Source organism: Pseudooceanicola nanhaiensis DSM 18065 (assembly GCF_000688295.1).
Classification (GTDB): Bacteria; Pseudomonadota; Alphaproteobacteria; order Rhodobacterales; family Rhodobacteraceae; genus Pseudooceanicola; species Pseudooceanicola nanhaiensis.
Window position 1 is genome coordinate 977,109 of record NZ_JHZF01000011.1, and the last position, 22,390, is coordinate 999,498.

General features: G+C 68.7%; 21 protein-coding genes. 6 read left to right on the forward strand and 15 right to left on the reverse strand.

All coding sequences use genetic code 11. From position 1 onward, the window contains the following. Nucleotides 1-16 precede the first annotated feature (16 nt). Complete coding sequence (locus tag Q344_RS0105665; protein WP_028285836.1) at nucleotides 17-619, reverse strand: helix-turn-helix domain-containing protein; 603 nt, start codon at nucleotides 617-619, stop codon at nucleotides 17-19. 105 nt (nucleotides 620-724) lie between these two features. Between Q344_RS0105665 and Q344_RS0105670 the strand changes: the two genes are divergently transcribed. From Q344_RS0105670 to Q344_RS0105695, 6 genes are all read left to right on the forward strand, one after another. Beyond that, the gene (locus Q344_RS0105670) at nucleotides 725-1,927 is read left to right on the forward strand and encodes a substrate-binding domain-containing protein (protein ID WP_028285837.1); all 1,203 of its coding nucleotides are present in this window, start codon (nucleotides 725-727) and stop codon (nucleotides 1,925-1,927) included. Between the two features lie 74 nt (nucleotides 1,928-2,001). Beyond that, nucleotides 2,002-2,766, forward strand: coding sequence for an ABC transporter ATP-binding protein (locus Q344_RS0105675; protein WP_028285838.1), 765 nt, complete (start codon nucleotides 2,002-2,004; stop codon nucleotides 2,764-2,766). After that, nucleotides 2,763-3,467 (forward strand): ABC transporter ATP-binding protein, encoded by a 705-nt coding sequence (locus Q344_RS0105680; protein ID WP_028285839.1) that lies wholly within the window; start codon nucleotides 2,763-2,765, stop codon nucleotides 3,465-3,467. Before Q344_RS0105675 ends, Q344_RS0105680 begins: the two co-directional genes overlap by 4 nt. Before the next feature lie 10 nt (nucleotides 3,468-3,477). Then, nucleotides 3,478-4,470 carry a branched-chain amino acid ABC transporter permease gene (locus Q344_RS0105685; RefSeq protein ID WP_028285840.1) on the forward strand — a complete coding sequence of 331 codons (993 nt, stop codon included), beginning with the start codon at nucleotides 3,478-3,480 and terminating at the stop codon, nucleotides 4,468-4,470. A gap of 11 nt (nucleotides 4,471-4,481) precedes the next feature. Further along, nucleotides 4,482-5,555, forward strand: coding sequence for a branched-chain amino acid ABC transporter permease (locus Q344_RS0105690; protein WP_028285841.1), 1,074 nt, complete (start codon nucleotides 4,482-4,484; stop codon nucleotides 5,553-5,555). Further along, complete coding sequence (locus Q344_RS0105695; protein WP_028285842.1) at nucleotides 5,552-6,397, forward strand: alpha/beta fold hydrolase; 846 nt, start codon at nucleotides 5,552-5,554, stop codon at nucleotides 6,395-6,397. The genes Q344_RS0105690 and Q344_RS0105695 overlap by 4 nt, the downstream gene beginning before the upstream one ends. Here the strand turns inward: Q344_RS0105695 and Q344_RS0105700 are convergent. From Q344_RS0105700 to mmsA, 14 genes are all read right to left on the reverse strand, one after another. Beyond that, nucleotides 6,385-7,383, reverse strand: coding sequence for an aldose epimerase family protein (locus tag Q344_RS0105700; RefSeq protein ID WP_028285843.1), 999 nt, complete (start codon nucleotides 7,381-7,383; stop codon nucleotides 6,385-6,387). The genes Q344_RS0105695 and Q344_RS0105700 overlap by 13 nt on opposite strands. Beyond that, nucleotides 7,380-8,228: an SMP-30/gluconolactonase/LRE family protein gene (locus Q344_RS0105705; protein WP_028285844.1), complete on the reverse strand. Its 849-nt coding sequence runs from the start codon at nucleotides 8,226-8,228 to the stop codon at nucleotides 7,380-7,382. Before Q344_RS0105705 ends, Q344_RS0105700 begins: the two co-directional genes overlap by 4 nt. Continuing rightward, entirely contained in the window at nucleotides 8,225-8,833 is a 609-nt protein-coding gene (locus Q344_RS0105710) for a 2-dehydro-3-deoxy-6-phosphogalactonate aldolase (RefSeq protein ID WP_028285845.1), read from the reverse strand. The genes Q344_RS0105705 and Q344_RS0105710 overlap by 4 nt, the downstream gene beginning before the upstream one ends. Next, complete coding sequence (locus tag Q344_RS0105715; protein WP_028285846.1) at nucleotides 8,830-9,729, reverse strand: 2-dehydro-3-deoxygalactonokinase; 900 nt, start codon at nucleotides 9,727-9,729, stop codon at nucleotides 8,830-8,832. Before Q344_RS0105715 ends, Q344_RS0105710 begins: the two co-directional genes overlap by 4 nt. Beyond that, the gene (gene yjfF, locus Q344_RS0105720) at nucleotides 9,726-10,700 is read right to left on the reverse strand and encodes a galactofuranose ABC transporter, permease protein YjfF (RefSeq protein WP_028285847.1); all 975 of its coding nucleotides are present in this window, start codon (nucleotides 10,698-10,700) and stop codon (nucleotides 9,726-9,728) included. The genes Q344_RS0105715 and yjfF overlap by 4 nt, the downstream gene beginning before the upstream one ends. Beyond that, nucleotides 10,697-11,716: an ABC transporter permease gene (locus Q344_RS23170; protein ID WP_051630302.1), complete on the reverse strand. Its 1,020-nt coding sequence runs from the start codon at nucleotides 11,714-11,716 to the stop codon at nucleotides 10,697-10,699. Before Q344_RS23170 ends, yjfF begins: the two co-directional genes overlap by 4 nt. Further along, nucleotides 11,716-13,227, reverse strand: coding sequence for a sugar ABC transporter ATP-binding protein (locus tag Q344_RS0105730; protein WP_028285848.1), 1,512 nt, complete (start codon nucleotides 13,225-13,227; stop codon nucleotides 11,716-11,718). Before Q344_RS0105730 ends, Q344_RS23170 begins: the two co-directional genes overlap by 1 nt. 63 nt (nucleotides 13,228-13,290) lie before the next feature. Continuing rightward, complete coding sequence (ytfQ, locus tag Q344_RS0105735) at nucleotides 13,291-14,244, reverse strand: galactofuranose ABC transporter, galactofuranose-binding protein YtfQ (RefSeq protein WP_028285849.1); 954 nt, start codon at nucleotides 14,242-14,244, stop codon at nucleotides 13,291-13,293. Between the two features lie 96 nt (nucleotides 14,245-14,340). After that, on the reverse strand, nucleotides 14,341-15,858 hold the full coding sequence (locus tag Q344_RS0105740; protein ID WP_211249903.1) for an aldehyde dehydrogenase (NADP(+)): 1,518 nt from the start codon (nucleotides 15,856-15,858) through the stop codon (nucleotides 14,341-14,343). Beyond that, nucleotides 15,858-16,820, reverse strand: coding sequence for a Gfo/Idh/MocA family protein (locus Q344_RS0105745; protein ID WP_028285851.1), 963 nt, complete (start codon nucleotides 16,818-16,820; stop codon nucleotides 15,858-15,860). Before Q344_RS0105745 ends, Q344_RS0105740 begins: the two co-directional genes overlap by 1 nt. Continuing rightward, nucleotides 16,807-18,549: an L-arabinonate dehydratase gene (gene araD, locus Q344_RS0105750; RefSeq protein ID WP_028285852.1), complete on the reverse strand. Its 1,743-nt coding sequence runs from the start codon at nucleotides 18,547-18,549 to the stop codon at nucleotides 16,807-16,809. The genes Q344_RS0105745 and araD overlap by 14 nt, the downstream gene beginning before the upstream one ends. 9 nt (nucleotides 18,550-18,558) lie before the next feature. Further along, the gene (gene araD1 / locus Q344_RS23175; RefSeq protein WP_036538365.1) at nucleotides 18,559-19,554 is read right to left on the reverse strand and encodes an AraD1 family protein; all 996 of its coding nucleotides are present in this window, start codon (nucleotides 19,552-19,554) and stop codon (nucleotides 18,559-18,561) included. 4 nt (nucleotides 19,555-19,558) lie between these two features. Next, nucleotides 19,559-20,719 carry a multiple monosaccharide ABC transporter permease gene (gene mmsB, locus Q344_RS0105760; protein WP_280513593.1) on the reverse strand — a complete coding sequence of 387 codons (1,161 nt, stop codon included), beginning with the start codon at nucleotides 20,717-20,719 and terminating at the stop codon, nucleotides 19,559-19,561. Between the two features lie 41 nt (nucleotides 20,720-20,760). Then, nucleotides 20,761-22,287 carry a multiple monosaccharide ABC transporter ATP-binding protein gene (gene mmsA, locus Q344_RS0105765; RefSeq protein ID WP_036538367.1) on the reverse strand — a complete coding sequence of 509 codons (1,527 nt, stop codon included), beginning with the start codon at nucleotides 22,285-22,287 and terminating at the stop codon, nucleotides 20,761-20,763. Between the last annotated feature and the right edge of the window lie 103 nt (nucleotides 22,288-22,390).

A 22,390-nucleotide genomic window follows, 5' to 3' on the forward strand; every position in this document is an offset into this window, starting at 1 on the left:
CGGCCTCCCTACCCCGTCAGCCGCGCCCGCGCGAGACCACGTGGTCGCTGCCGATGCCGCCGAGCGAATGGAACAGCCCGCCGGTGTTGCTGACCCCGAACTTCTTCAGGAGCTTGGCGCGGTAGACCTCCACCGTCCGGTAGGAGATGTCGAGCTTCTGGGCGATCTCCTTCGAGGTCAGCCCGTCCGAGAGGTGCGAGATGATCTCGCGCTCGCGCCGGGTGAGGGGCACATAGGGACGCGTCTCGGACAGGTCGGCGAAGCTCCAGACGGCGCGCATCAGCGGGTCCTCAGGGGTGAAGGAATGGCCCCGGACGCGGCACCAGAAGAGCGTGCCGTCCTTGCGCGCCATGATCCTTTCGTCCCAGTAGGTGTTCGTCTCGCGCAGCTGTTTCACCCCGCGGTCGCGGATGTTCGAGAACTCCTCGTCCGAGGGGTAGAGCATCGAGAAGACCTGATCCTTGAGCTCGCCCTCCGCATAGCCGAACATCTCGGCGAAGGCGCGGTTGCAATCGCGGATCACCCGGTTCTCGGTGATGACCAGGCCGACGGGCGCGAAGGCATAGGCGAGCTCTGAGAACTCCCCTCTTCGATACGCCTCGTCGATACGTGTTTCCACTATCTTGCTCCGAAATCCCTAAACCGCGACGCTTCGATCAGAAGTCAAGCAGCGGAGTTTTCCAAGCGCAACGTCGCGAAAACCCCGCGGAAATGGGAGGACACCATGAATACCCTCAAGCGATTCGTCGCGCCCCTCGTGCTCGGTCTCGGCCTGGCGACGGGGGCCGCGGCGCAGGACCCGATCAAGATCGCGCTCATCCACGGGCTGAGCGGCTCCAGCTTCGAGGCCTTCTCGAAACAGGCGCAGACCGGCTTCGAGATGGGCATCGAATACGCCACCGACGGCACGAACGAGATCAACGGCCGCCCGGTCGAGCTGATCATCAAGGACACGCAGTTCAAGCCCGACGTGGCACGCGCCGTGCTGGCCGAGGCCTATGGCGACGACGAGGTGCTGCTGGCCGTAGGCGCGACCTCCTCGGGTGTGACGGTGGGGATGCTGCCGATCGCCGAGGAATACGAGAAGATCCTGATCGTCGAACCCGCGGTCGCCGACAGCCTGACCGGCCCGGACAGCAACCGCTACGTGTTCAAGACCTCGCGCAACTCCTCGATGGACATGCAGGCGCAGGCGCTCGCGCTCCAGCCCGACGAGACGCTGCACGTGGCGACCCTGGCCGAGGATTACGCCTTCGGCCGCGACGGGATCACCGCGTTCAAGTCGGCGCTCGAGGGCACCGGCGCCGAGGTCGTGACCGAGGAATACGTGCCCCAGGGCACCACCGACTTCACCGCCTATGCCGAGCGCATGTTCAACGCGCTGAAGGACCTCGACGGGCGCAAGGTCATCCTGATCTACATCGCGGGCGGCGGCGACGCGCCCGGCAAGATCCAGGCGATGGACCCCTCGCGCTACGGGATCGAGATCTCGATGGGCGGGCACATCCTGCCGGTGCTGCCGACCTACAAGCGGTTCCCGGGCATGGAAGGCGCGGTCTATTACTACTACGAGGCCTTCGACAACGACATCAACAAGTGGCTGGTGGACGAGCACATGAAGCGCTTCGACACCCCGCCGGACTTCTTCACCGCCGGTGGCATGTCGGCCGCGCTCGCCGTGGCCAAGGCGCTGAAGGAAGCGCCCGACTACGAGACCGAGACGCTGATCTCGACCATGGAGGGCATGTCCTGGGAGACGCCCAAGGGCACCATGACCTTCCGCCCCGAGGATCACCAGGCGCTGCAGGACATGCTGCACTTCAAGATCCGCGTGGATGAAGGCGTCGACTGGGCGATCCCCGAGAAGGTCCGCATCATCCCCGCCGACGAGATGGACATCCCGCTCGGCCGCAACAACCAGGAATGATCCTGTCCTCCCGGGCCCGCTGCGGTCGGCCCGGGAGCCCCCTTCCCCTCAGACGTCCAGAGTATCCGAACGCCATGAGCGAGCCTTCCCTCGTCACGCGCGACCTGACGATCCGCTTCGGCGGGCATGTCGCGGTGAACAATGTCTCCTGCGCCTTCCGTCCCGGAGAGCTGACCGTGATCGTCGGCCCGAACGGCGCCGGCAAGACGACCTATTTCAACCTGATGTCCGGCCAGCTGCCCGCCAGCTCGGGCCAGGTGCTGAAGGACGGGGTCGACATCACGCGGATGTCCCCCTCGGCCCGCGCCCAGCGGGGCATCGGGCGGGCCTTCCAGCTGACCAACCTCTTCCCGCAGCTCTCGGTGCTGGAGAACATCCGCCTCGCCGTGCAGGCCCGCTCGGGCGACGGCTGGCGGATGCTGCGGCCCGTGGGTCATTTCCGGCGGCTGACCGAGAAGGCCGAGCGATACCTCGAGGAGACGCGTCTCACGAAGGTCGCGCACCAGCCCGCCGCCAACCTGCCGCATGGCGACCAGCGCAAGCTCGAGGTCGCGCTGCTGATGGCGATGGAGCCCGACATCTACATGTTCGACGAACCGACGGCCGGCATGAGCCTCGACCATGCCCCCGACGTGCTGGAGCTGATCGCCGGGATCAAGGCGGACACGTCGAAGACCGTGCTGCTGGTCGAGCACAAGATGGACGTGGTCCGCGCGCTCGCCGACCGGATCATCGTGCTGCACAACGGCGAGCTTCTGGCCGATGGCGAGCCGGCCGAGGTCATGGGCAGCCGGATCGTCCGCGACGTCTATCTCGGCACTTCGGAGGGCGTGGCATGAGCCTTCTCTCCGTTCAGGACATGAAGACCGACATCGGACAATATGCCGTCCTGCACGGCGTCAGCTTCGAGGTCCCCGAGGGCGGCGTCTTCGTCCTGCTGGGCCGCAACGGGGCGGGCAAGACGACGACGCTGCGCTCGATCATGGGGCTCTGGACCCCCTCGCCCGGATCCGTGGTGTTCAACGGGCAGGACATCACCCGGATGCACACCGCCGACATCGCGCGGAAGGGCATCGCCTATGTCCCCGAGAACATGGGCATCTTCGGCACGCTGACGGTGGACGAGAACCTGATCCTCGCCACGGAATCGGGCAGGTTCGACAAGGCCCGCCTCGCCCGGATCCACGAGCTGTTCCCGGCGCTCGAACGCTTCCGCGACAAGCAGGCGTGGTCGCTCTCGGGCGGGCAGAAGCAGATGCTCTCGGTCGCCCGCGCGATCATCGAACCGCGCGCGCTGATCCTGATCGACGAACCGACCAAGGGGCTCGCCCCCTCGATCGTGGGCGCCATGGCCGAGGCCTTCCGCGAGATCGCCCAGACCACCACGATCCTGCTGGTCGAACAGAACTTCAATTTCGCCCGGAGCCTCGGGCGCGACATGGCCGTGATCGACGACGGCCGGGTCGTGCACGCGGGCTCGATGGAGGCATTCGCCGCCGACACCGCGCTTCAGGACAAGCACCTGGGCCTGTCGGCGTGAGGAGAGACGCATGAGCACCCTTACCACCACACTGGGCCGCATCGGGGGCGTGAACCTGCTGCCCTTCGCGGTCGCCGCCGTGGCCTTCCTGCTGATCGGCGCGCCCTCGTCCTGGGTGACGCTGACCATCGCGGGGCTCGCCATGGGGATGATGCTGTTCCTGATGGCCTCGGGGCTCAGCCTCGTCTTCGGGCTGATGGACGTCCTGAACTTCGGCCATTCCGCCTTCGTCAGCTTCGGGGCCTTCGTCTCGGCCACCGTGCTTGCCGGCCTCGGCGGCTGGCTGGCGGCGGACAGCTGGGCGCTGAACGCGCTGGCGCTGGCGGCGGCCTACCTCGCCGCGATCTCCTTCGGCCTCGTCGCGGGCTGGTTCTTCGAGACGGTCATCATCCGGCCCGTCTACCGCGACCACCTGCGCCAGATCCTGATCACCATCGGCGCGATGATCGTGGCCGAGCAGACGATCCTCGCCTTCTGGGGCGGCACGCCCTTCTCGGTCGGCCGCCCGCATTTCCTCGAAGGCTCGTGGATCATCGGCGACGTCTCGATCGAGATCTACCGCGCCTTCGCCTTCGCGCTCGGCGCGGCGGTCTTCGTGATGCTCTACCTCGTGCTCAACCGCACCCGGATCGGGCTGCTGATCCGCGCCGGCGTCGAGAACCGCGAGATGGTCGAGGCGCTCGGTTTCCGGGTCGACCGGCTGTTCATCGGCGTCTTCATGCTGGGCTCGGCGCTGGCGGCCCTGGGAGGCGCCATGTGGGCGGGCTACGAGACCCTCATCACACCCCATCTCGGCAGCGAGTTGATGATCGTCGTCTTCATCGTGGTCATCATCGGCGGCCTCGGCTCCATCGAGGGCACGCTTCTTGGTGCGATCCTCGTCGGCCTGATGGCGAATTACGTGGGCTTCCTCGCCCCGAAACTGGCGCTCGCGTCGAACATGATCCTGATGGTCGCGATCCTGCTCTGGCGGCCGAACGGCCTGCGCCCGGCGGTGAAGTGATGGAGAGCACGATGTCCAACAAGTCCACCACCGGCGCCCTCGCCATCAAGGGGATCGTGGCGCTGATCGGCGCGCTCCTGCTCTTCGCGCCGTTCCTCTTCCAGGACGTCCGCTCGCTCGAGGTCGCGGCCCGCATCTGCATCTTCATCGTGCTGGTGGCGAGTTTCGACCTCCTGATCGGCTACACCGGGATCGTCTCCTTCGCGCACACGATGTTCTTCGGTTTCGGCGCCTACGGGGCGGCGATCCTGCTCAAGGAGATGGGTCCCGGCTGGACGCCGGTGATCCTCGGCGGTCTGGCGGGCGTCGCGGTCTCCCTCGTCTTCGCGGTGGCGATCGGGCTCCTGTCGCTCAGGGTGAAGGCGATCTTCTTCGCCATGATCACGCTGGCGGCGGCATCGGTCGTGCTCGTCCTCGCCTCGCAGCTGTCGCAGTTCACCGGCGGCGAGGACGGGATCACCTATCGCGCGCCGGACCTCTTCAAGCCGGCGACGAAGATCTTCACCGATGCCGACGGCAAGGTCCTGTCGCTCTGGGGCGTGAAGTTCAACGGCAAGCTCGCGGCCTATTACTTCGTCTTCGCCTGCTCGCTCGTGCTCTTCCTGCTGATGCTCCGCTTCGTCGCCTCGCCGCTTGGTACCGTGCTGAAGGCCATCCGCGAGAACGAGGCGCGGGCCGAGGCCATCGGCTACAAGGTCGTCGCCTACCGGACCTTCATCTTCTGCCTTTCGGCCACCATCGCCTCGCTCGCGGGCACGGTCTACGCGGTCTGGCTGAAATACACCGGGCCCGACACGTCCCTGTCGTTTGCCATCATGATCGACATCCTGCTGATGGTCGTGATCGGCGGCATGGGCACGATGTGGGGCGCTGTGATCGGCGCGGTGCTGATGGTCGTCGCGCAATACTACCTGCGCGACCTGATGGGCGTCGCCTCGGAGGCGCTGACCGGCGTGCCGCTCCTGCCCGAACTGCTGGCGCCGGACCGCTGGCTCTTCTGGCTGGGGCTGATCTTCATCCTGCTGGTCTATTTCTTCCCCAAGGGGATCGCGGGCACCGCGATGGAGAAAGGAGCCCGCGCATGACCGCGCCGCGCTTCTCCCTCGTGCCCGTCATGGACCACGAACTGCACGTCACCGAATGGGGCGAGCGGACCGGCAGACCGCTTGTGATGTGGCACGGGCTGGCCCGCACCGGGCGCGATTTCGACGAGCTGGCGGCGGCGCTTTCGGACGAATATTTCGTGATCTGCCCCGACACCATCGGGCGGGGGCTCTCCAGCTGGTCGATGAACCCCGAAGCCGAATATTCGGTCGAATACTACGCCGGGATCGCCGCGGACCTGCTGGACCATTACGGCTTCGGAAGCGTCGGCTGGCTTGGCACCTCGATGGGCGGAATGATCGGGATGCGCCTCGCCTCCGGCCCGCATGCGGACCGGCTCGCCTGCCTGCTGATCAACGACATCGGCCCCGAGATCCCCGACGAGGCGATCCGCCGGATCGTCACCTACGTGAGCGAGCTGCCCGATTTCACCACGCTCAGCGAGGCCGAGAGCTGGCTCCGCGCCGTCTACCGCCCCTTCGGCGAGGCCGGCGAGGCGTTCTGGCGGCGCATGGCGCGGACCTCGGTCCGGCGGCGGGCGGACGGGAGGCTGACGCTGCATTACGACCCGCGGATCACCGTGCAGTTCACCGCCTCGCGCGACGAGCTGACCACCTGGGACCGCTTCGCCCGGATCACCACGCCGACGCATGTCTTCCGCGGGACGGACAGCGACGTGCTGCCGGCCGAAACCGCGCAGCTGATGGCGACCCGCGGGCCGCGGCCCGAGATCACCGAATTCCCCTTCGGCCATGCGCCCACCCTGTCACGGCCGCAGGACATCGCGCTGGTGCGAAAGCTCCTGGCCCGCTACTGGCCCTGAGCCGCACCGAAGCGATAGGCCACCCGGTGCCGGTAGGTCTGGCCGGGCTTCAGCAGCCAGTCCGGGAAGCGCGAATGATTGGGCGCGTCGGGCCAGACCTGCGTCTCGAGCGCGAGCCCCGCGTGCGGACCGTATTGCCGGCCCTCCAGCCCCTCGATCCGCGGAATGAGCGCGCCGTCATAGACCTGCAGCCCGGGCTCGGTCGTGTCGACCTCCATGCCCAGGCCCCCGGTCCCGCGCAGCAGCGCCACGGGCCGAAGCTCGGTCCGGCTGCGCCAGAGGCAGAAATTGTGGTCATAGCCGTGCCGGCCGATCTCGCGCGGGTCGCGGAAATCGAAGGGCGTGCCCTTCACCAGCGCCTCCTCGCCCGTCGGGATCTGTGCGTCGTCGACCGGAAGGTAATGATCCGCCGCGATCTGGAGGCTGTGCCCCCGCACGTCATCCGACCCGTCGAGGTTGAAATACCCGTGATGCGCGAAGCTGCAGGGCGTGGGCTTGTCCGTCGTGGCGGTGATGTCGAAGCTCAGCGCCCCGTCGCCGGGCAAGGCACAGACGACCTGAACCTGGAGGTTGCCCGGAAAGCCCATGTGCCCGTCGGGCATCTCGAGCGTCAGCGTGGCGCTCGTGTCCGAGAAGGCGGCGATCGTCCAGATCATCCGGCCGCTGCCCTCGGTGCCGCCGTGAAGCGTCGTGCGGCCCGCCTCGTTCAGGTCGGCCTGTCCGTCGCGCCCGTCGATCCGGAACCGGCCGCCCGCGATGCGGTTGGCGAAACGCCCCACGATGGCGCCGAAATGGATCAGCGGGCCTTCGTAATCCGCGATCCGGTCCGAACCCAGCACCAGCGGGTGTGCCACACCCTCCATCCGCAGGTCCTGCAGGATGGCGCCGTAGGTCAGCAGGCGCGCGGTCAGCCCGCCGCCCCGGAGCGTCACGCATTCGACCTTGCGACCGTCCGACAGCGTGCCGAACGGCTCGATCCGGCTCATGCGATGACCCTGTGCTCGGCCTGCCCGGTGACGCCCGGATCGACCGCGTAGGTGATGCCCTGCGCCGTGTCGGGCGCCTCGATCCCCTGGCAGGCGGTGGTGACGATCATCTCGTCCAGCCCGGCACCGCCGAAACAGGGGCAGGAGGCATGGCGTCCGCCCACCTCGATCGCGCGGTCGAAACGGCCGTCGGGCAGGTAGCGCGCGACGCGGGCGGCCCCCCATTGCGCGCTCCAGAGCCCGCCCTCGCTGTCGACGACCGACCCGTCCGGGTTCAGCCCCTTCTCGCGCAGATCGACGAAGACCTCGGCCGGGCCCTCGGGCCAGCCTTCGGAATCGAGCGGCAGGACCCAGATCCGCTGCCGCCGCGTGTCGGCGTAGTAGCCGCTGCGCCCGTCGGGCGAGAAGCAGATCGAATTGGGGATCGTCACCTCGGGCACCAGCCGCTCGACCGAGCCCTTGTGGAAGCGGTAGATCGCCCCCGCGCGGCTCTCGGCCGACTTGCCCATGGTGCCGATCCAGAAGCCGCCCATCGGATCGGCGCGGCCATCGTTCGAGCGGGTGACGTCGTTCTCGGCCTCGAGCGCCACGATCGGCTCGTGCCCGCCCGAGCCGATGTCGAATCGGCGCAGCCCGGTCTCGGTCGCGATCATCAAGGTGTCGCGGTCGATCCAGCCCGCGGCCGAGGCCATTTCGGGCAGGTCCCACTCCAGCGCCTCGTCCTGCGTCCGCGACAGAAGGCGCCGGCCGGTGATGTCGAACCAGAAATACTGCTGACGGTCCGGGTGCCACAGCGGCCCCTCGCCCAGCTGGCAGACCCTTGCATCGAAAGTGACGTAGCTCATCCGCGGCAGACCTCGTCATAATGCGCCACGATCGCGGCGGCGCGCGTGGCCACCGTAGCGGCATCGTCGCCCGGGCGGTAGAGGGCGGATCCGATGCCCAGCCCCGTCGCGCCTGCGGCATGCCAGGCGGCAAAGGTTTCGGGCCCCGTCCCGCCGACCGCGAAGCACCGCGTCTCCGGCGGCAGCACCGCCCGGATCGCGCGCAGCCCTTCGGGGCCGATCACCGCGCCGGGGAAGATCTTGAGCCCGTCCGCCCCCGCGCGCAGGGCCGTGAAGCATTCGGTCGGCGTCATCACCCCGGGAAAGGACATGAGGCCGCGCGCCCTGGTCTCGGCGATCACCGACGGGTTGCAATCGGGCGAGACGATCAGCGTGGCGCCGGTCTCCGCCACCTGCCGGACCTCCTCGGGGCTGAGCACGGTGCCCGCGCCGATCTGCGCGCGGTCTCCGAAACGGCGGACCATGGCCCCGATGCTGCGCAGCGGGTCGGGCGAATTCAGCGGCACCTCGATCCGGTCGATCCCGGCCCCGATCAGCGCCTCTGCCACCGCGAGCGCGTCCCCGGGCGGCAGCCCGCGGAGGATGGCGATGATCGGCCGGCTCATGCCGCCGCCTCCAGTGCCGCCCGCGCGGCGCGGAGGCCGCGGAGCGTGATCTCTCCGGCCGGGACCATGCCGACCACTGCGCCCTGCCCGCGGAGCGCGCCCGCATAGAGCGCGGCCAGCGGGTCGTCTCCGATCACCGCGAGCCGTCTCTCGCCCCAGAGCGTCCGGGTCGCGGCCAGCTCGGCCCCGATCAGCAGGCCCGAGAGCCGCGCCCAGGCGACATCGCCCGGCAGATCGGAGAGCAGCGCCTCGGCCCGGAGCGGGAAGAGCGCGAGCGGCAGCGCCTCGGGATGGGCGATCGCCTCGGCCAGACCGCGGGCGAACGCCGCCTCGTTCCAGCCCGCGCTGATCGAATGGCGCAGCAGCGAGCGTTCGGTGAGCAGCGCGAAGATCTCGCCGGTCATGGTGGTGCGGAAATGCGCGACCCGGCCCTCCGTCACGCGGACCCATTTGCAATGGGTGCCCGGCAGGCAGAGCACGCCGTCGAAGCCCGGATCGGTGGCGAGGAAGCCCGCGATCTGGGTCTCCTCCCCGCGCATCACGTCGGCGGGGGCGGATTGGCAGAGGCCGGGCAGGATGTGGACCTGCAGGCGCCGGTCCGCGGTCTCGACCGCGACCGCATGCGTGCCCGCGGGCGCGCAGGGGATCGGAAGATACGCCGCCTCGCGCCAGCCGGTCCGGGCGCCGGCCATGCCGCAGACCAGCACCGGCAGGCGCGCCGTCCCCGGCAGCAGGTCGCCCAGCAGGTCGAGCAGGACGCCCTCGTACTCCGTGCTCTCGAGCGCGCCCATGCCGCGGGGCGATCGCCGCTCGGCCAGCACCGCGCCGTTCCCGTCGAGCGCCCAGAGCCGCATGTTGGACGTGCCCCAGTCGACCGCGATCCAGGCAGGCCTCACGCGAGCCCCCCGGAGAACCGCGCCGAGGTCAGCCGCAGGAGGCCCTTCTGGAGCACGATGAACAGAAGCAGCAGCCCGCCGATGACGATCTTGGTCCACCAGCTCGACAGCGTGCCGTCGAAGACGATGTAGGTCTGGATCAGCCCCATGGTCATAACGCCGATGAAGGTGCCGAAGACGAAGCCCGAGCCGCCCGTCAGCAGCGTCCCCCCGATGACCACCGCGGCGATGGCCGTCAGCTCCGTCCCCACGGTGGCGAGCGGGTAGCCCGAGCCGGTGTAGACCGAGAAGACGATGCCCGAGAGCCCGGCCATGAAGCCCGAGAAGGCGTAGATGCCGACCGTGGTCCGCCCGACCTGCACGCCCATCAGACGCGCCGTGTTCTCTCCGCCGCCGAGCGCGTAGACACTGGCGCCGAAGCGGGTCCGGTGGGCGATGACCATGCCGACGGCGAAGCTCAGCAGCATGACCATCCCGATCAGCGTCAGCCGCCCCTTGCCGGGCATCAGGTAATAGGCCTTGCGCAGCATCTCGTAGAACGGATCGTCGATCGGCACCGAGTCGATCGTCAGCATGTAGGCCGCGCCGCGCGCGAGGAACATGCCGGCCAGCGTCACGATGAAGGGCGGCATGGCGAGGCCGTGGATCAGCCCGCCCATGGCCGCGCCGAAGGCGGTGGTGACGATCAGCAGCAGCACGAAGACAACCGGCGCGGGCAGCCCGGTGTCACGCAGCATCACCGCGATGAAGACCCCCGAGAAGGCGATGACGGAGCCCACCGACAGGTCGATCCCGCCGGACAGGATCACGACGGTCATCCCGACCGCGACGATCCCGAGATAGGCGTTGTCGGTCAGCAGGTTCCCCAGAACCCGGGTCGAGAGCATGTAGGGGAACTGGATGTAGCAGATCACGCAGGCCACGAGAAAGATCGCGATGGTCGCGTAGAGCGGCAGCAGCCGGGGGTTCATCGGGCGTGCTCCTTGGTCGTGGCGGGCGGCGGACCCTCGCGGACGGAGCGGCGCCAGAAATACCACTCGGTCGCGAGCCGGGGCGATTGCAGGACGAGGATGATCACCACGAGCCCCGCCTTGATCACGAGGTTGTATTCCGAGGGGAAGCCCGCCAGCAGGATCCCCGTGTCGATGGTCTGGATGATGAGCGCGCCCAGAAGCGCCGCGGCGATGGAGAAGCGCCCCCCGAGCAGGGAGTTCCCCCCGATCACCACCGCGAGGATCGCGTCGAGCTCGAGCCAGAGGCCCGCGTTGTTCGCATCTGCCCCCCGGATGTCGGCCGCCGTGATGATCCCCGCGAGCGCGGCGCAGAGGCCCGAGGCCATGTAGACCGCGATCAGGAGAACCAGCGCGTTGACCCCGGCGAGCGCCGAGGCGCGGCGATTGATCCCGATGGCCTCGACCAGCAGCCCGAGCGCGGTGCGGCGCATGAGCTGGGCCATGACGACGCCGGTGACGATCCAGATGACGGCCGGCACCGGCATCCCGAACAGCGTGCCCGAGCCGAACCAGGCGAAGCCCGGGTCGGTGAAGGTCAGGATGCGGCCCTCGGTGATGAGCTGCGCGATGCCGCGCCCGGCGGTCATCAGGATCAGCGTCGCGACGATCGGCTGGATGCCGATCACCGCCACCAGCACCCCGTTCCAGAGCCCGGCGAGCAGTCCCGCGCCGATGGCGAGCGCCACCGCCGCCCAGAGGCCCATGCCCCCCGCGATGGCCCAGGCCGCGACAGCCCCGCAGATCGCGATCACCGTGCCGACCGAGAGGTCGATCCCCCGTGTCGCGATCACCAGCGTCATGCCGATGGCGAGCAGCGCGACCGGGGCGGAGCGTTTCAGGATGTCGATCACGGGGCCCACGAGGCGGCCCCCGGACATCGAGATGTCGAGGAAGCCCGGGAAGAACAGCGTCACCAGCAGGCAGACGGCCAGCAGCGTCACGATCTGCGGCGCGAGGCGGCGGAGGGTCTGCATCAGGCGGCCTCCCCGTCCTTGCGCGCGTGCTGCGCGATGGCGTGCACGATGGTCTCGGTGGAGATCCCCGCCCCGGTCAGCTCGGCCACGTGGCGCCGGTCGCGGACCACGATGACCCGGTCGGAGACGGCGATCAGCTCGTCGAGCTCGGACGAGATCAGCAGGACCGACATGCCCTCGTCGGTGAGCTGGTGGATCAGCCGCAGGATCTCGGCATGCGCGCCGACGTCGATCCCGCGCGTGGGTTCGTCGAGGATCAGGAAGCGCGGGTTCATCGCCAGCCAGCGCGCCAGCACCACCTTCTGCTGGTTGCCGCCCGACAGGTCGCCGACCGCCTTCTCCGCGTCGGACGTCCGGATATCCAGCCGCTCGATATACATCTCGGCCAGCCGCTGCTGCTCGGCCCGCGGGATGGGCCGCGCCCAGCCCCGGCGCGCCTGAAGCGCCAGCGCGATGTTCTCCCGGACCGAGAGGTCGGCGACGATCCCGTCCGTCTTCCGGTCCTCAGGCGCGAAGCCGAAGCCCGCCCGGATCGCGGCCCGGGGGCTGTCGAGCGTCAAGGGGCCCTCCTGGTCCCGCGCCGTCCCGGCGGTCGCGGCGCGCAGGCCGAAGAGCAGCTCCGCGCTTTCCGTCCGGCCCGAGCCGAGCAGCCCCGCGAGGCCCACGACCTCACCCTGTCCGACCTCCAGATCGAAGCCCTCGATCACGCCGCGCCGCGCCATGCCCTCGAAGTGCAGCATCGGGGGGCGCCGGGCCTCCACGTGGCCCGCGTTCCGCGCCTCCACCTCGTCCTCGAGCGCATGGCCCAGCATGTGCTCGATCAGCCGCACGCGGTCGAGCGCGGCGATATCCTCGGTCACGATGTGGCGTCCGTTGCGCAGCACCGTCACCCGGTCGGACAGGTCGAACACCTGGTCGAGGAAATGCGACACGAAGACGATCCCCAGCCCCTGCGCCCTGAGCCCGCGCACCACGTCGAAGAGCATCTCGACCTCGCGGGCATCGAGGCTCGCGGTCGGCTCGTCGAGGATCAGCACCTTGCCCGACAGCGCGACCGCGCGGGCAATCGCCACGATCTGCTGGATCGCGACGGAATAGGTCCCGAGGTCGCGGCTGACGTCGATGTCGAGCCCGTAGCCGTCGAGCATCCCCTCGGCCATCGCCTTCATCCCGCGCGAGGACACGAGGCCGAAGCGCCGGGGCTCGCGCCCGAAGCAGAGGTTCTGCGCGACCGTCAGGTTCGGCAGGAGGTTCACCTCCTGGTAGACGGTCCCGATCCCGAGCTCCTGCGCCTCGCCGGTCGAACGGGGCGCGACAACCGCGCCGTCCAGCGTGATCTCTCCCGCATCCGGGCGATAGGCGCCTGTCAGGCACTTGATGAGGGTGGATTTGCCAGCGCCGTTCTCGCCCAAGAGCGCGTGGACCTCGCCCGCGGCGAGATCGAAGCGCACGTCGTCGAGCGCCAGCGTGCCGGGGAAGGTCTTGGTCAGGGACCGGATGGTCAGAAGCATCGCATCGCCTCGGAAAGGATCAGGCCGGGAAGGGGCACGCCCCTCCCCGGCCCTGTCACGGCCTCAGTAGCCGAGGTCCTTGCGGCTCTCGTACTCGCCCGCCGGATCGTCCTCCGGCGTGTAGAGCTTCGATTCCGTCTGGATGAACTTCTCGGGCATCGTGCCGTCCTTCCAGTAGGCGTCGAGCGCGTCGAAGGCCGGGCCCGCCATGTTGGGCGTCAGCTCCACCGTCGCGTTGGCCTCGCCGTCCGCCATCGCCTTGAAGATGTCCGGCACCGCGTCGATCGACACGATGAGGATGTCCTCGCCCGGCTTCAGCCCCGCTTCCTTGATCGCCTGGATCGCGCCGACGGCCATGTCGTCGTTATGGGCGTAGAGCGCGCAGATGTCCTTGCCGCCGTTCTCGGCCTGCAGGAAGCTCTCCATCACCTCCTTGCCCTGCGCCCGGGTGAAGTCCCCGGTCTGCGAGCGCACGATCTCGATGTTGTCGTGGCCCGCGATGCCCTCCTCGAAGCCGGTCTTGCGGTCGATGGCGGGGGACGACCCGGTGGTGCCCTGAAGCTCGACCACGCGGCATTCCGCGTCGCCCACCTCGTTCACCAGCCATTCGCCGGCGACCTTGCCCTCGTGCACGAGGTCGGAGCCGACCGCGGTGAGGTAGAGGTCATCGGAGGAATCCACCCGCCGGTCGAGCAGGACGACGGGGATCTCCGCCTCCTTCGCCTCTTCCAGCACGCTGTCCCAGCCGGTCGCCACGACCGGCGCCAGCAGGATCGCATCCACACCCTGCGCGATGAAGGACCGGATCGCGGCGATCTGGTTCTCCTGCTTCTGCTGCGCGTCCGAGAACTTGAGGTCGATGCCCCGTTCCTCGGCCTGCTGCTTGGTGAGCGTCGTCTCCGCCGCACGCCAGCCCGATTCCGAGCCGATCTGCGAGAAGCCCACCGTCTGGGCCTGGGCCGCGAGGCCGATGAAGGTCATGGCCACGGTCGAGGCCAGCAATGTCTTGAGTTTCACGGTCTTTCCTCCCTTGGGGTTGATCGGCCCGCTCTCCTTTCGGGCCTCCCGCCCCGGCCTCTGCCGGGGACGGGTCTTCTGCTCGGCCTTTCCCGCCTACTCCCTCAGATCCTCCGGCAGGAGCGCGGGGTCGATGTTCTGGAAGCTCACCGGCCGCAGGAAGCGGCGGATCGCGAGGGTTCCGACGCTGGTCGCGCCGAAATTCGTCGTGGCCGGGAACGGGCCGCCATGGACCATCGCGTCGGCCACCTCCACGCCCGTGGGGAAGCCGTTGGCGAGGATGCGCCCCGCCTTCCGTTCCAGCACCGGCATCAGCGCCTGCGCGGCCGGGATGTCGCCCTTGTCCATCTGGAGCGTCGCCGTCAGCTGCCCCTCCAGCGCCTCGGCGATGGCGAGGCGTTCGTCCTCGTCCTTCGCGCGGATCAGGATGCCCGCCGGGCCGAAGACCTCGTCCGCCAGTTCCCGGTGGCCGAGCCAGGCCTCGGCGGTGGTCTCGAAGACCGCCGGAGAGCCGTGGCGCGCCTGCGCCTCGGGGCCGCGCATGACCTCCTTCAGCGCGTTGCTCTTCGCGAGTTTCTCGACCCCCGCGTTGTAGCCCTTGGCCACGCCCTCGTTCAGCATGACCTCGGCCTTCGCGGCCGAGAGCGCCTCGGCCGCCGTCTTCGCGAAGGCATCGGCGCCCGCGCCGTCCGGCAGGACGACGATCCCGGGATTGGTGCAGAACTGGCCCACGCCCATGGTGAGCGACCCCGCCCAGCCCTTGGCGATCTCCTCGCCGCGGGCCGCCATCGCCTCGGGCAGCACGAAGACCGGGTTGATCGCGCCGAGCTCGCCGAAGAACGGGATCGGCTCGGGCCGTGCGCAGGCGAGGTCGAAGAGCGCCTTGCCGCCCCGGAACGACCCGGTGAAGCCGACCGCGCGGATCAGCGGGTGCCGGACCAGCGCCTCGCCCGCCGCGTTGGTGTTCGACTGGATCAGGGCGAAGGTGCCGGCGGGCATCCCGCAGGCCGCGATGGCCGCGCGGATGGCGTCGGCGACGATCTCCCCGGTGCCGGGGTGGCCCGGGTGGCCCTTGACGACGACCGGGCAGCCCGCCGCGAGCGCCGAGGCGGTGTCGCCCCCGGCGGTCGAGAAGGCGAGCGGGAAGTTCGAGGCGCCGAAGACGCCCACGGGGCCGATCGGGCGCTGGATCATCCGGAGGTCGGGCCGTGGCAGAGGCTCGCGGTCCGGCAGCGCCCTGTCATGGCGCCGGTCGAGGTAGTCGCCCTTGCGGATGTGCTCCGCGAAGAGCCGGAGCTGGCCGGTCGTCCGCCCCCGCTCGCCCTCGAGCCGCGCGGCCGGCAGGCCGGTCTCGGCGGAGCCGATCTCGGTCAGCTGCGCGCCGCGGGCCTCGATCTCGTCGGCGATGGTCTCGAGGAACCGCGCGCGCTCTTCGCGGGAGGTCCAGCCATAGGTCCGGAACGCCGCTTCCGCGGCCTTCGCGGCACGGTCGATCTCGGCCGCGCCGCCGGAGCAGACCGTGAAGCCCTCGCCGGTGGTTGGATCGGAGGTGAAGCTCCCGCCGCCCGGGGTCCATTGGCCGTCGATCAGGTGCTGTCCGGTAAGCTCGGTCATCATGTCTCCTTCAGTGTCGGGTCGGTGAAGGGCGCCACGTCCACGCGGCGGCCCAGCATGAAGGCGTCGGCGACGAGGGTCAGGGGCCGGGTATCCACCTCGGATTGCCCTGCCGCGAGGAGCCGCGCCATCTCGCTGTAAAGTCTCGGGTATTCGCCGTGGATGCCGGGCTGGTCGCCCCAGCCCTCGCCCTGCCGGTCGCCGGGCACCTCGAGCACGGCGCCGCCCTGGGTCAGGGTCAGCATGCCGCCGTCCGTCTCGATGGCCATGGTCCAGAACGGATCGCCCTCGTAGAGGAAATCGAGATCGGCCGTGGCGGTCAGGCCGTGCGGCCCGGCGAAGGACACATCGGCGGCAATCGGGGTCTCGCAGTTCGACGGAAAGCGCAGTTCGGCGCCCGTGACGTGGATCGGCACGGGCAGGATCTCGGTCAGGATCGAGAAGGCGTTGATCGCCGGGTCGAAGACGCCGAGGCCGCCCGCCTCCCAGATCCAGACCTGTCCCGGATGCCAGACGCGGACGTCCTCCTTCCAGTCGATCCGGACGCTCTGAACGCGCTTGTCGGCAAGCCAGGCCCTGGCGCCCGCCACCCCGTCCGCATGCCGGGAGTGCCATGTGGCGTAGAGGGTCAGGCCCTTCTCCCCGGCCAGCGCGCGCAGATCCTCGACCTCCGACAGGGACGCCCCCGGGGGTTTTTCCAGCATCACGTGCCGTCCCGCCTCGAGCGCCGCGCGGGCCCCCTCATAGCGGACCTGCGGCGGGGTGCAGAACGAGATCACGCCGATCCCGGGCCGCGCCTCCAGCAGCGCGTCGAGCGTGTCGAAATTCTCCACCCTCTCGACCCCGCCGGAACGGGAGACGGTGGCGGCCAGGCGGAACTGCCCGCCCTCGGCGATGGCCGGGAGGTGCTGGTCGCGGGCGATCTTGCCGACGCCGACGATGGCGATGTCAGTGAGAGTCACGTCCGACCTCCGATCCGCGGCAGCCCTTGAGGAAATCGAAATCCGCCCCCGTATGGGCGCCCTCGACATGGTCGAAGAACATCCGGGCATAGCCGTTCAGCGGGCGCTCCACCTGGGGCTTCCAGGCGGCGAGCCGCTCCTTCAGCTCGGCCTCGGAAATGTCGAGATGCAGCCTCCGCGCCGCCACGTCGACCTCGATCATGTCGCCGTTCCGGACGACCGCCAGGGGCCCCCCCGCGGCGGCTTCGGGCGAGGTGTGCAGGATCACGGTGCCATAGGCGGTGCCCGACATGCGGGCATCCGAGATGCGGATCATGTCGGTGATGCCCTTCTTCAGCACCTTGGGAGGCAGCCCCATGTTCCCGACCTCGGCCATCCCGGGATAGCCCTTCGGCCCGCAGTTCTTCAGCACCATCACGCAGGTCTCGTCGATGTCGAGCGCGTCGTCGTTGATCTTCGCCTTGTAGTCGTCGATGTCCTCGAAGACGACCGCACGGCCCCTGTGCTTCATCAGGTGCGGGCTCGCGGCAGAGGGTTTCAGCACGGCCCCGTCAGGCGCGAGGTTGCCCTTCAGCACCGCGATGCCGCCCGATTGCGTCAGGGCCTTCCCGACGGGCAGGATGACATCCTCGTTCCAGTTGCGGGCGTCGCGGACCTCTTCCCAGATGCCCTGGCCGGAGACGGTCAGAGCCTCGCGGTGGAGCATCCCCGCTTCACCCAGACGTTTAAGAACGACAGGCAAGCCACCGGCATAGAAGAATTCCTCCATCAGGTACTGGCCCGAGGGCATCAGGTTCACGATGGTCGGCACCTCGCGGCCGAGCCGATCCCAATCGTCGAGCGTCAGGTCGATCCCGACCCGGCCCGCAAGCGCGAGGATATGGATCACCGCGTTGGTCGATCCGCCGATGGCGCCGTTGCAGCGGATGGCGTTCTCGAAAGCCTCTTTCGTAAGGATATCAGAGGGTTTCAGATCGTCCTTCACCATCTGCACGATGCGCCGACCCGAGAGCTGTGCCATCACCCGCCGCCGCGCGTCGACCGCCGGGATCGCCGCGTTGCCCGACAGGGCCATGCCCAGGGCCTCCGCCATCGACGCCATGGTCGAGGCGGTGCCCATCGTGTTGCAGGTGCCGGAGGAGCGGCTCATCGCCTGCTCGGCCTCCAGGAAATCCTCCTGCGTCATCTTCCCGGCCTTGATGTCCTCGGACATCTGCCAGAGCGCGGTGCCGGATCCGACCCGCTCGCCGCGGAACCAGCCGTTCAGCATCGGCCCGCCGGTGACCACGATCGAGGGGATGTCGGTCGAGGCCGCGCCCATCATCAGCGACGGCGTGGTCTTGTCGCAGCCGACGAGCAGCACCGCGCCGTCGATCGGCTGGCCGCGCATCTGCTCCTCGACCGCGAGGGCGGCGAGGTTGCGGAACATCATCGCCGAGGGGCGGAAGGTGTTCTCGGACGCCGAGAAGACCGGCACCTCGACCGGGAAGCCGCCGGCCTCCCATATGCCCGCCTTCACCTTCTCGGCCAGGTCGCGCAGGTGGCCGTTGCAGGGCGTCAGCTCGGACCAGGTGTTCATGATCCCGATCACGGGGCGCCCGTCGAACAGATCGTGCGGGTAGCCCTGGTTCTTCAGCCAGCCCCGGTGGTAGATGTTGTCGCGCGAGGTGCCGCCGTACCATTCCTGGGAGCGGAGCCTTCTCGGCCAGTCTGCCTTCTTGAACGTCATGTCTGCCTCTCAGAGCGCCCGGATCTCGGTCCGCGCCAGCGCCGCGGGCGGCGCGGCCCGGCTGAGCGGGTTGCGCAGCGGGAGGCCGAAGTCGGACGCCTCGATTTCGAAGATGTCCCCGTCCGCGCAGGACAGCCCCTCGGCGAAGGAGAGCGTCGCGGTGCCGAACATGTGGACATGCACGTCGCCGGGCTGGCGGAAGAGCGGGTACTTGAAGTGGTGGTGTTCGAGGTTGGCGATGGAATGGCTCATGTTTGCCTCGCCCGAAAGGAACGGCTTCTCGAAGAGCACCTCGTTGCCGCGCCGCACGCGGGAGGTGCCCCGGATGTCCTGCGGAAGGTCGCCGACCAGCATCTCGGGGCCGACCGACGCAGGCCGCAGCTTGGAATGGGCGAGGTAGAGGTAGTTCTTCTTCTCCATCACGTGGTCGGAGAATTCGTTGGCCAGCGCGAAGCCCAGCCGGAAGGGCGTGCCGTCCGGGCCGATCACGTAGAGACCCGCGATCTCGGGCTCCTCGCCGCCGTCATCCGCGAATTCGGGCGACGCGAGGGCCGAGCCGGGCGCCACCAGCGCCGTGCCGTTGCCCTTGTAGAACCATTCGGGCTGCACGCCCGGCGCCCCGTTCGCGGGCTTGCCGCCCTCGACGCCCATGCGGAACATCTTCATCGAATCCGTCTCGTTCTCGGCCTTGGCCCCCGCATGCATCGAGGCGCGGGTGGCGGCGGAGCCGAGATGCGTGAGCCCGGTGCCGGTCAGATGCAGATGCGCCGGGTCCGGGTGCAGGACGGGCGGCAGGAGGCTGCCCTCCGCATAGAGCCGCTCCATGTCGACCGCGCCGTTCAGCCCCAGACGGGCGATCCGGTCGCGGAGCCCCTGCCCCTCGGACGCGCAGTCCATGGCGAGGTCGTAGAGCGTCTTGTCGGTGCGGACCTCGAAGGCCTCGGTCCCGTCGCGGGCGACCACCTGGATCCGGCCGTCGGGCTTTCGGTATTGCGAGAGAAGCATGATCTCAGCCCTTCTTCTTGTTCATCACGTCGAAGATCACCGCGGCCAGCAGCACCAGCCCCTTGATGACCTGCTGCCAGTCGATCCCGATCCCGAGGATCGACATCCCGTTGTTCATCACCCCCATGATGAAGGCGCCGATCACGGCCCCGACCACGGTGCCCACCCCGCCGGACATCGACGCGCCGCCGATGAAGACCGCCGCGATCACGTCGAGCTCGAAGGCGATCCCGGCCTTGGGGGTCGCGGTGTTGAGGCGGGCGGCGAAGACGAGGCCCGCGAGCGCCGCCAGCATCCCCATGTTGGCGAAGGTCAGGAAGGTCAGCCGCTGCGAGTTGATCCCCGAGAGCGACGCCGCCTTCTCGTTTCCGCCGATCGCGTAGATGCGGCGGCCGAAAGTGGTCCGGCTGGTGACGAAGGAATAGACCGCGATCAGCAGCGCCATGACGATGAAGACGTTGGGCAGCCCGCGGAAATCGGCCATCAGCCAGGACATGTAGACCAGCGCCGCGAAGATCAGCGCGTTCTTCACCGCGAAGAAGGCGAAGGGTTCGTCATTGATGCCGCGCGTCTGTTCCTGCCTGCGGGTGCGTATGGCGAGGCCGAGGATCAGGCTCGCGACGGCGATGCCGATCAGGAGGGAGAAGAGGTTCATCTCGGCCCCGCCGAGGAGGTCCGGCACGAAGCCCGAGGAGATCAGGCGGAACTGCGCGGGGAACGGGCCGACGGACTGGCCCTCGAGCAGCCAGAGGGTGAGGCCCTTGAAGACCAGCATCCCGGCCAGCGTCACGATGAAGGAGGGGATCCGGAAATAGGCGATCCAGAAGCCCTGCGCCGCCCCGATCACCGCGCCGACGCCAAGGCAGATCACGCCCGCGAGCAGCCACGGCACGCCCCAGTTGACGATCATGACGGCCGCGAGCGCGCCGACGAAGCCCAGCACCGAACCGACCGAGAGGTCGATGTGCCCGCAGACGATCACCATCAGCATCCCGATCGCCATGATCACGATGTAGGAGTTCTGCAGGATCAGGTTCGTCAGGTTCACCGGCTTCAGGAGGATCCCGCCCGTCGCCACCTGGAAGAACAGCATGATCGCGATGAGCGCGAAGAGGATGCCGTATTCCCGGAGGTGCGTCTTCAGGAAGGCGAAGCTCGCGCCCATGGTGGAGGGGCTGGTCTCGGCGTGGGGTGATGTCGTCTCGGTCATGCGGCCTGTCCGGTCTTGATGATGGTGGACATGATCCGTTCCTGGCTCGCCTCGGCCGTCGGCATCTCGCCCACGAAGCGGCCCTCGTTCATCACGTAGAGCCGGTCGGTGATGCCGAGGAGTTCCGGCATTTCCGACGAGATGACGATGATCGCCTTGCCGCTCGCGGCGAGGTCACGGATCACGGTGTAGATTTCGAATTTCGCGCCCACGTCGATGCCGCGGGTCGGCTCGTCGAGGATCAGGATGTCGGGATCGGCAAAGAGCCATTTCGACAGGACGACCTTCTGCTGGTTCCCGCCCGAGAGGTTCACGACCTCCTGCTCGATGGAGCTCGACTTGATGTTGAGCCGGTCGCGGTAGGTCTCGGCGACCTCGGCCTCGCGGTGGCTGTCCACGACGCCGTTCCGGGCCACCGCCTCGAGCTTGGCAAGCGGGATGTTCCGCCGGATCGTCTGGTCGAGGACGAGCCCGAAGGTCTTGCGGTCCTCGGTGGCGTAGGCGAGCCCTGCGTTCACCGCCCGACGCACGGTGGAGAGGTCGGCGGGCTGGCCGCCGATCAGCGCCTCGCCCGAGATGTCGCGGCCGTAGCTGCGGCCGAAGAGGCTCATGGCAAGCTCGGTGCGGCCGGCACCCATGAGGCCCGCGATGCCCAGCACCTCGCCCTTGCGGACGTGGAAGCTGACGTTGTCGACGACCTTGCGCTCGGGATGCAGGGGGTGGTGGACGGTCCAGTTGCGGACCTCCATCACCGTCTCGCCGATCCGGGGCGCGCGGGGCGGATAGCGGTCCTCCAGCGACCGGCCCACCATGTCGCGGATGATGTCGTCCTCGGAAATGCCGCCCTCGCAATCGAGCCGGGAGACCGTCGAGCCGTCGCGCAGAACCGTAATCGTGTCCGCCACGCGGCTGATTTCATTCAGTTTGTGCGAGATGAGGATCGAGGTGATCCCCTTCGCCTTGAACTCCAGGAGCAGGTCGAGGAGCTTCTGGCTGTCGGTTTCGTTCAGGGACGAGGTGGGCTCGTCCAGGATCAGCAGCCGCACGTTCTTGCTGAGCGCCTTGGCGATCTCCACCAGCTGCTGCTTGCCGAGGCCGAGGTCGTCCACGATGGTCTCGGGCCGTTCGTGCAGCCCGACCCGCTCCAGCAGGTCCTTCGCGCGGTGGTTCGTCTCGTGCCAGTCGATCACCCCGCCGCGGGCGCGTTCGTTGCCGAGGAAGATGTTCTCTCCGACCGAGAGCAGCGGCACGAGGGCCAGCTCCTGGTGGATGATGATGATCCCGTCGCGTTCGCTGTCGCGGATGGAATGAAAGGCCTTCACCGCGCCGTCGAACAGGATGTCGCCCTCGTAGCTTCCGTGCGGGTAGACCCCGGAGAGCACCTTCATCAGGGTCGATTTTCCGGCCCCGTTCTCTCCGACGAGGGCGTGTATCTCGCCTTCTTCGACCGAGAGGTTCACGTTGTCGAGCGCCTTCACCCCGGGAAATTCCTTGGTGATCCCGCGCATTTCGAGGATGGGCATGGCGGCCTTTCGGGTCTTCAGGGGCCCCCGTCCGGCCGAAGCCGGCCGGGGGCGGTCTGGGGCGCGCGGGAGGAGACCGCGCATCCCCGGGAGAAACGGTTGC

What these genes read in the sequence shown, in the direction of transcription:
- Q344_RS0105670 (WP_028285837.1), top strand. Translation starts at nt 725, where the DNA reads ATGAATACCCTCAAGCGATTCGTCGCGCCCCTCGTGCTCGGTCTCGGC.
- Q344_RS0105675 (WP_028285838.1), top strand. Translation starts at nt 2,002, where the DNA reads ATGAGCGAGCCTTCCCTCGTCACGCGCGACCTGACGATCCGCTTCGGC.
- Q344_RS0105680 (WP_028285839.1), top strand. Translation starts at nt 2,763, where the DNA reads ATGAGCCTTCTCTCCGTTCAGGACATGAAGACCGACATCGGACAATAT.
- Q344_RS0105685 (WP_028285840.1), top strand. Translation starts at nt 3,478, where the DNA reads ATGAGCACCCTTACCACCACACTGGGCCGCATCGGGGGCGTGAACCTG.
- Q344_RS0105690 (WP_028285841.1), top strand. Translation starts at nt 4,482, where the DNA reads ATGTCCAACAAGTCCACCACCGGCGCCCTCGCCATCAAGGGGATCGTG.
- Q344_RS0105695 (WP_028285842.1), top strand. Translation starts at nt 5,552, where the DNA reads ATGACCGCGCCGCGCTTCTCCCTCGTGCCCGTCATGGACCACGAACTG.
- Q344_RS0105700 (WP_028285843.1), bottom strand. Translation starts at nt 7,383, where the DNA reads ATGAGCCGGATCGAGCCGTTCGGCACGCTGTCGGACGGTCGCAAGGTC.
- Q344_RS0105705 (WP_028285844.1), bottom strand. Translation starts at nt 8,228, where the DNA reads ATGAGCTACGTCACTTTCGATGCAAGGGTCTGCCAGCTGGGCGAGGGG.
- Q344_RS0105710 (WP_028285845.1), bottom strand. Translation starts at nt 8,833, where the DNA reads ATGAGCCGGCCGATCATCGCCATCCTCCGCGGGCTGCCGCCCGGGGAC.
- yjfF (WP_028285847.1), bottom strand. Translation starts at nt 10,700, where the DNA reads ATGAACCCCCGGCTGCTGCCGCTCTACGCGACCATCGCGATCTTTCTC.
- Q344_RS23170 (WP_051630302.1), bottom strand. Translation starts at nt 11,716, where the DNA reads ATGCAGACCCTCCGCCGCCTCGCGCCGCAGATCGTGACGCTGCTGGCC.
- Q344_RS0105730 (WP_028285848.1), bottom strand. Translation starts at nt 13,227, where the DNA reads ATGCTTCTGACCATCCGGTCCCTGACCAAGACCTTCCCCGGCACGCTG.
- Q344_RS0105740 (WP_211249903.1), bottom strand. Translation starts at nt 15,858, where the DNA reads ATGACCGAGCTTACCGGACAGCACCTGATCGACGGCCAATGGACCCCG.
- araD (WP_028285852.1), bottom strand. Translation starts at nt 18,549, where the DNA reads ATGACGTTCAAGAAGGCAGACTGGCCGAGAAGGCTCCGCTCCCAGGAA.
- araD1 (WP_036538365.1), bottom strand. Translation starts at nt 19,554, where the DNA reads ATGCTTCTCTCGCAATACCGAAAGCCCGACGGCCGGATCCAGGTGGTC.
- mmsB (WP_280513593.1), bottom strand. Translation starts at nt 20,719, where the DNA reads ATGGGCGCGAGCTTCGCCTTCCTGAAGACGCACCTCCGGGAATACGGC.
- mmsA (WP_036538367.1), bottom strand. Translation starts at nt 22,287, where the DNA reads ATGCCCATCCTCGAAATGCGCGGGATCACCAAGGAATTTCCCGGGGTG.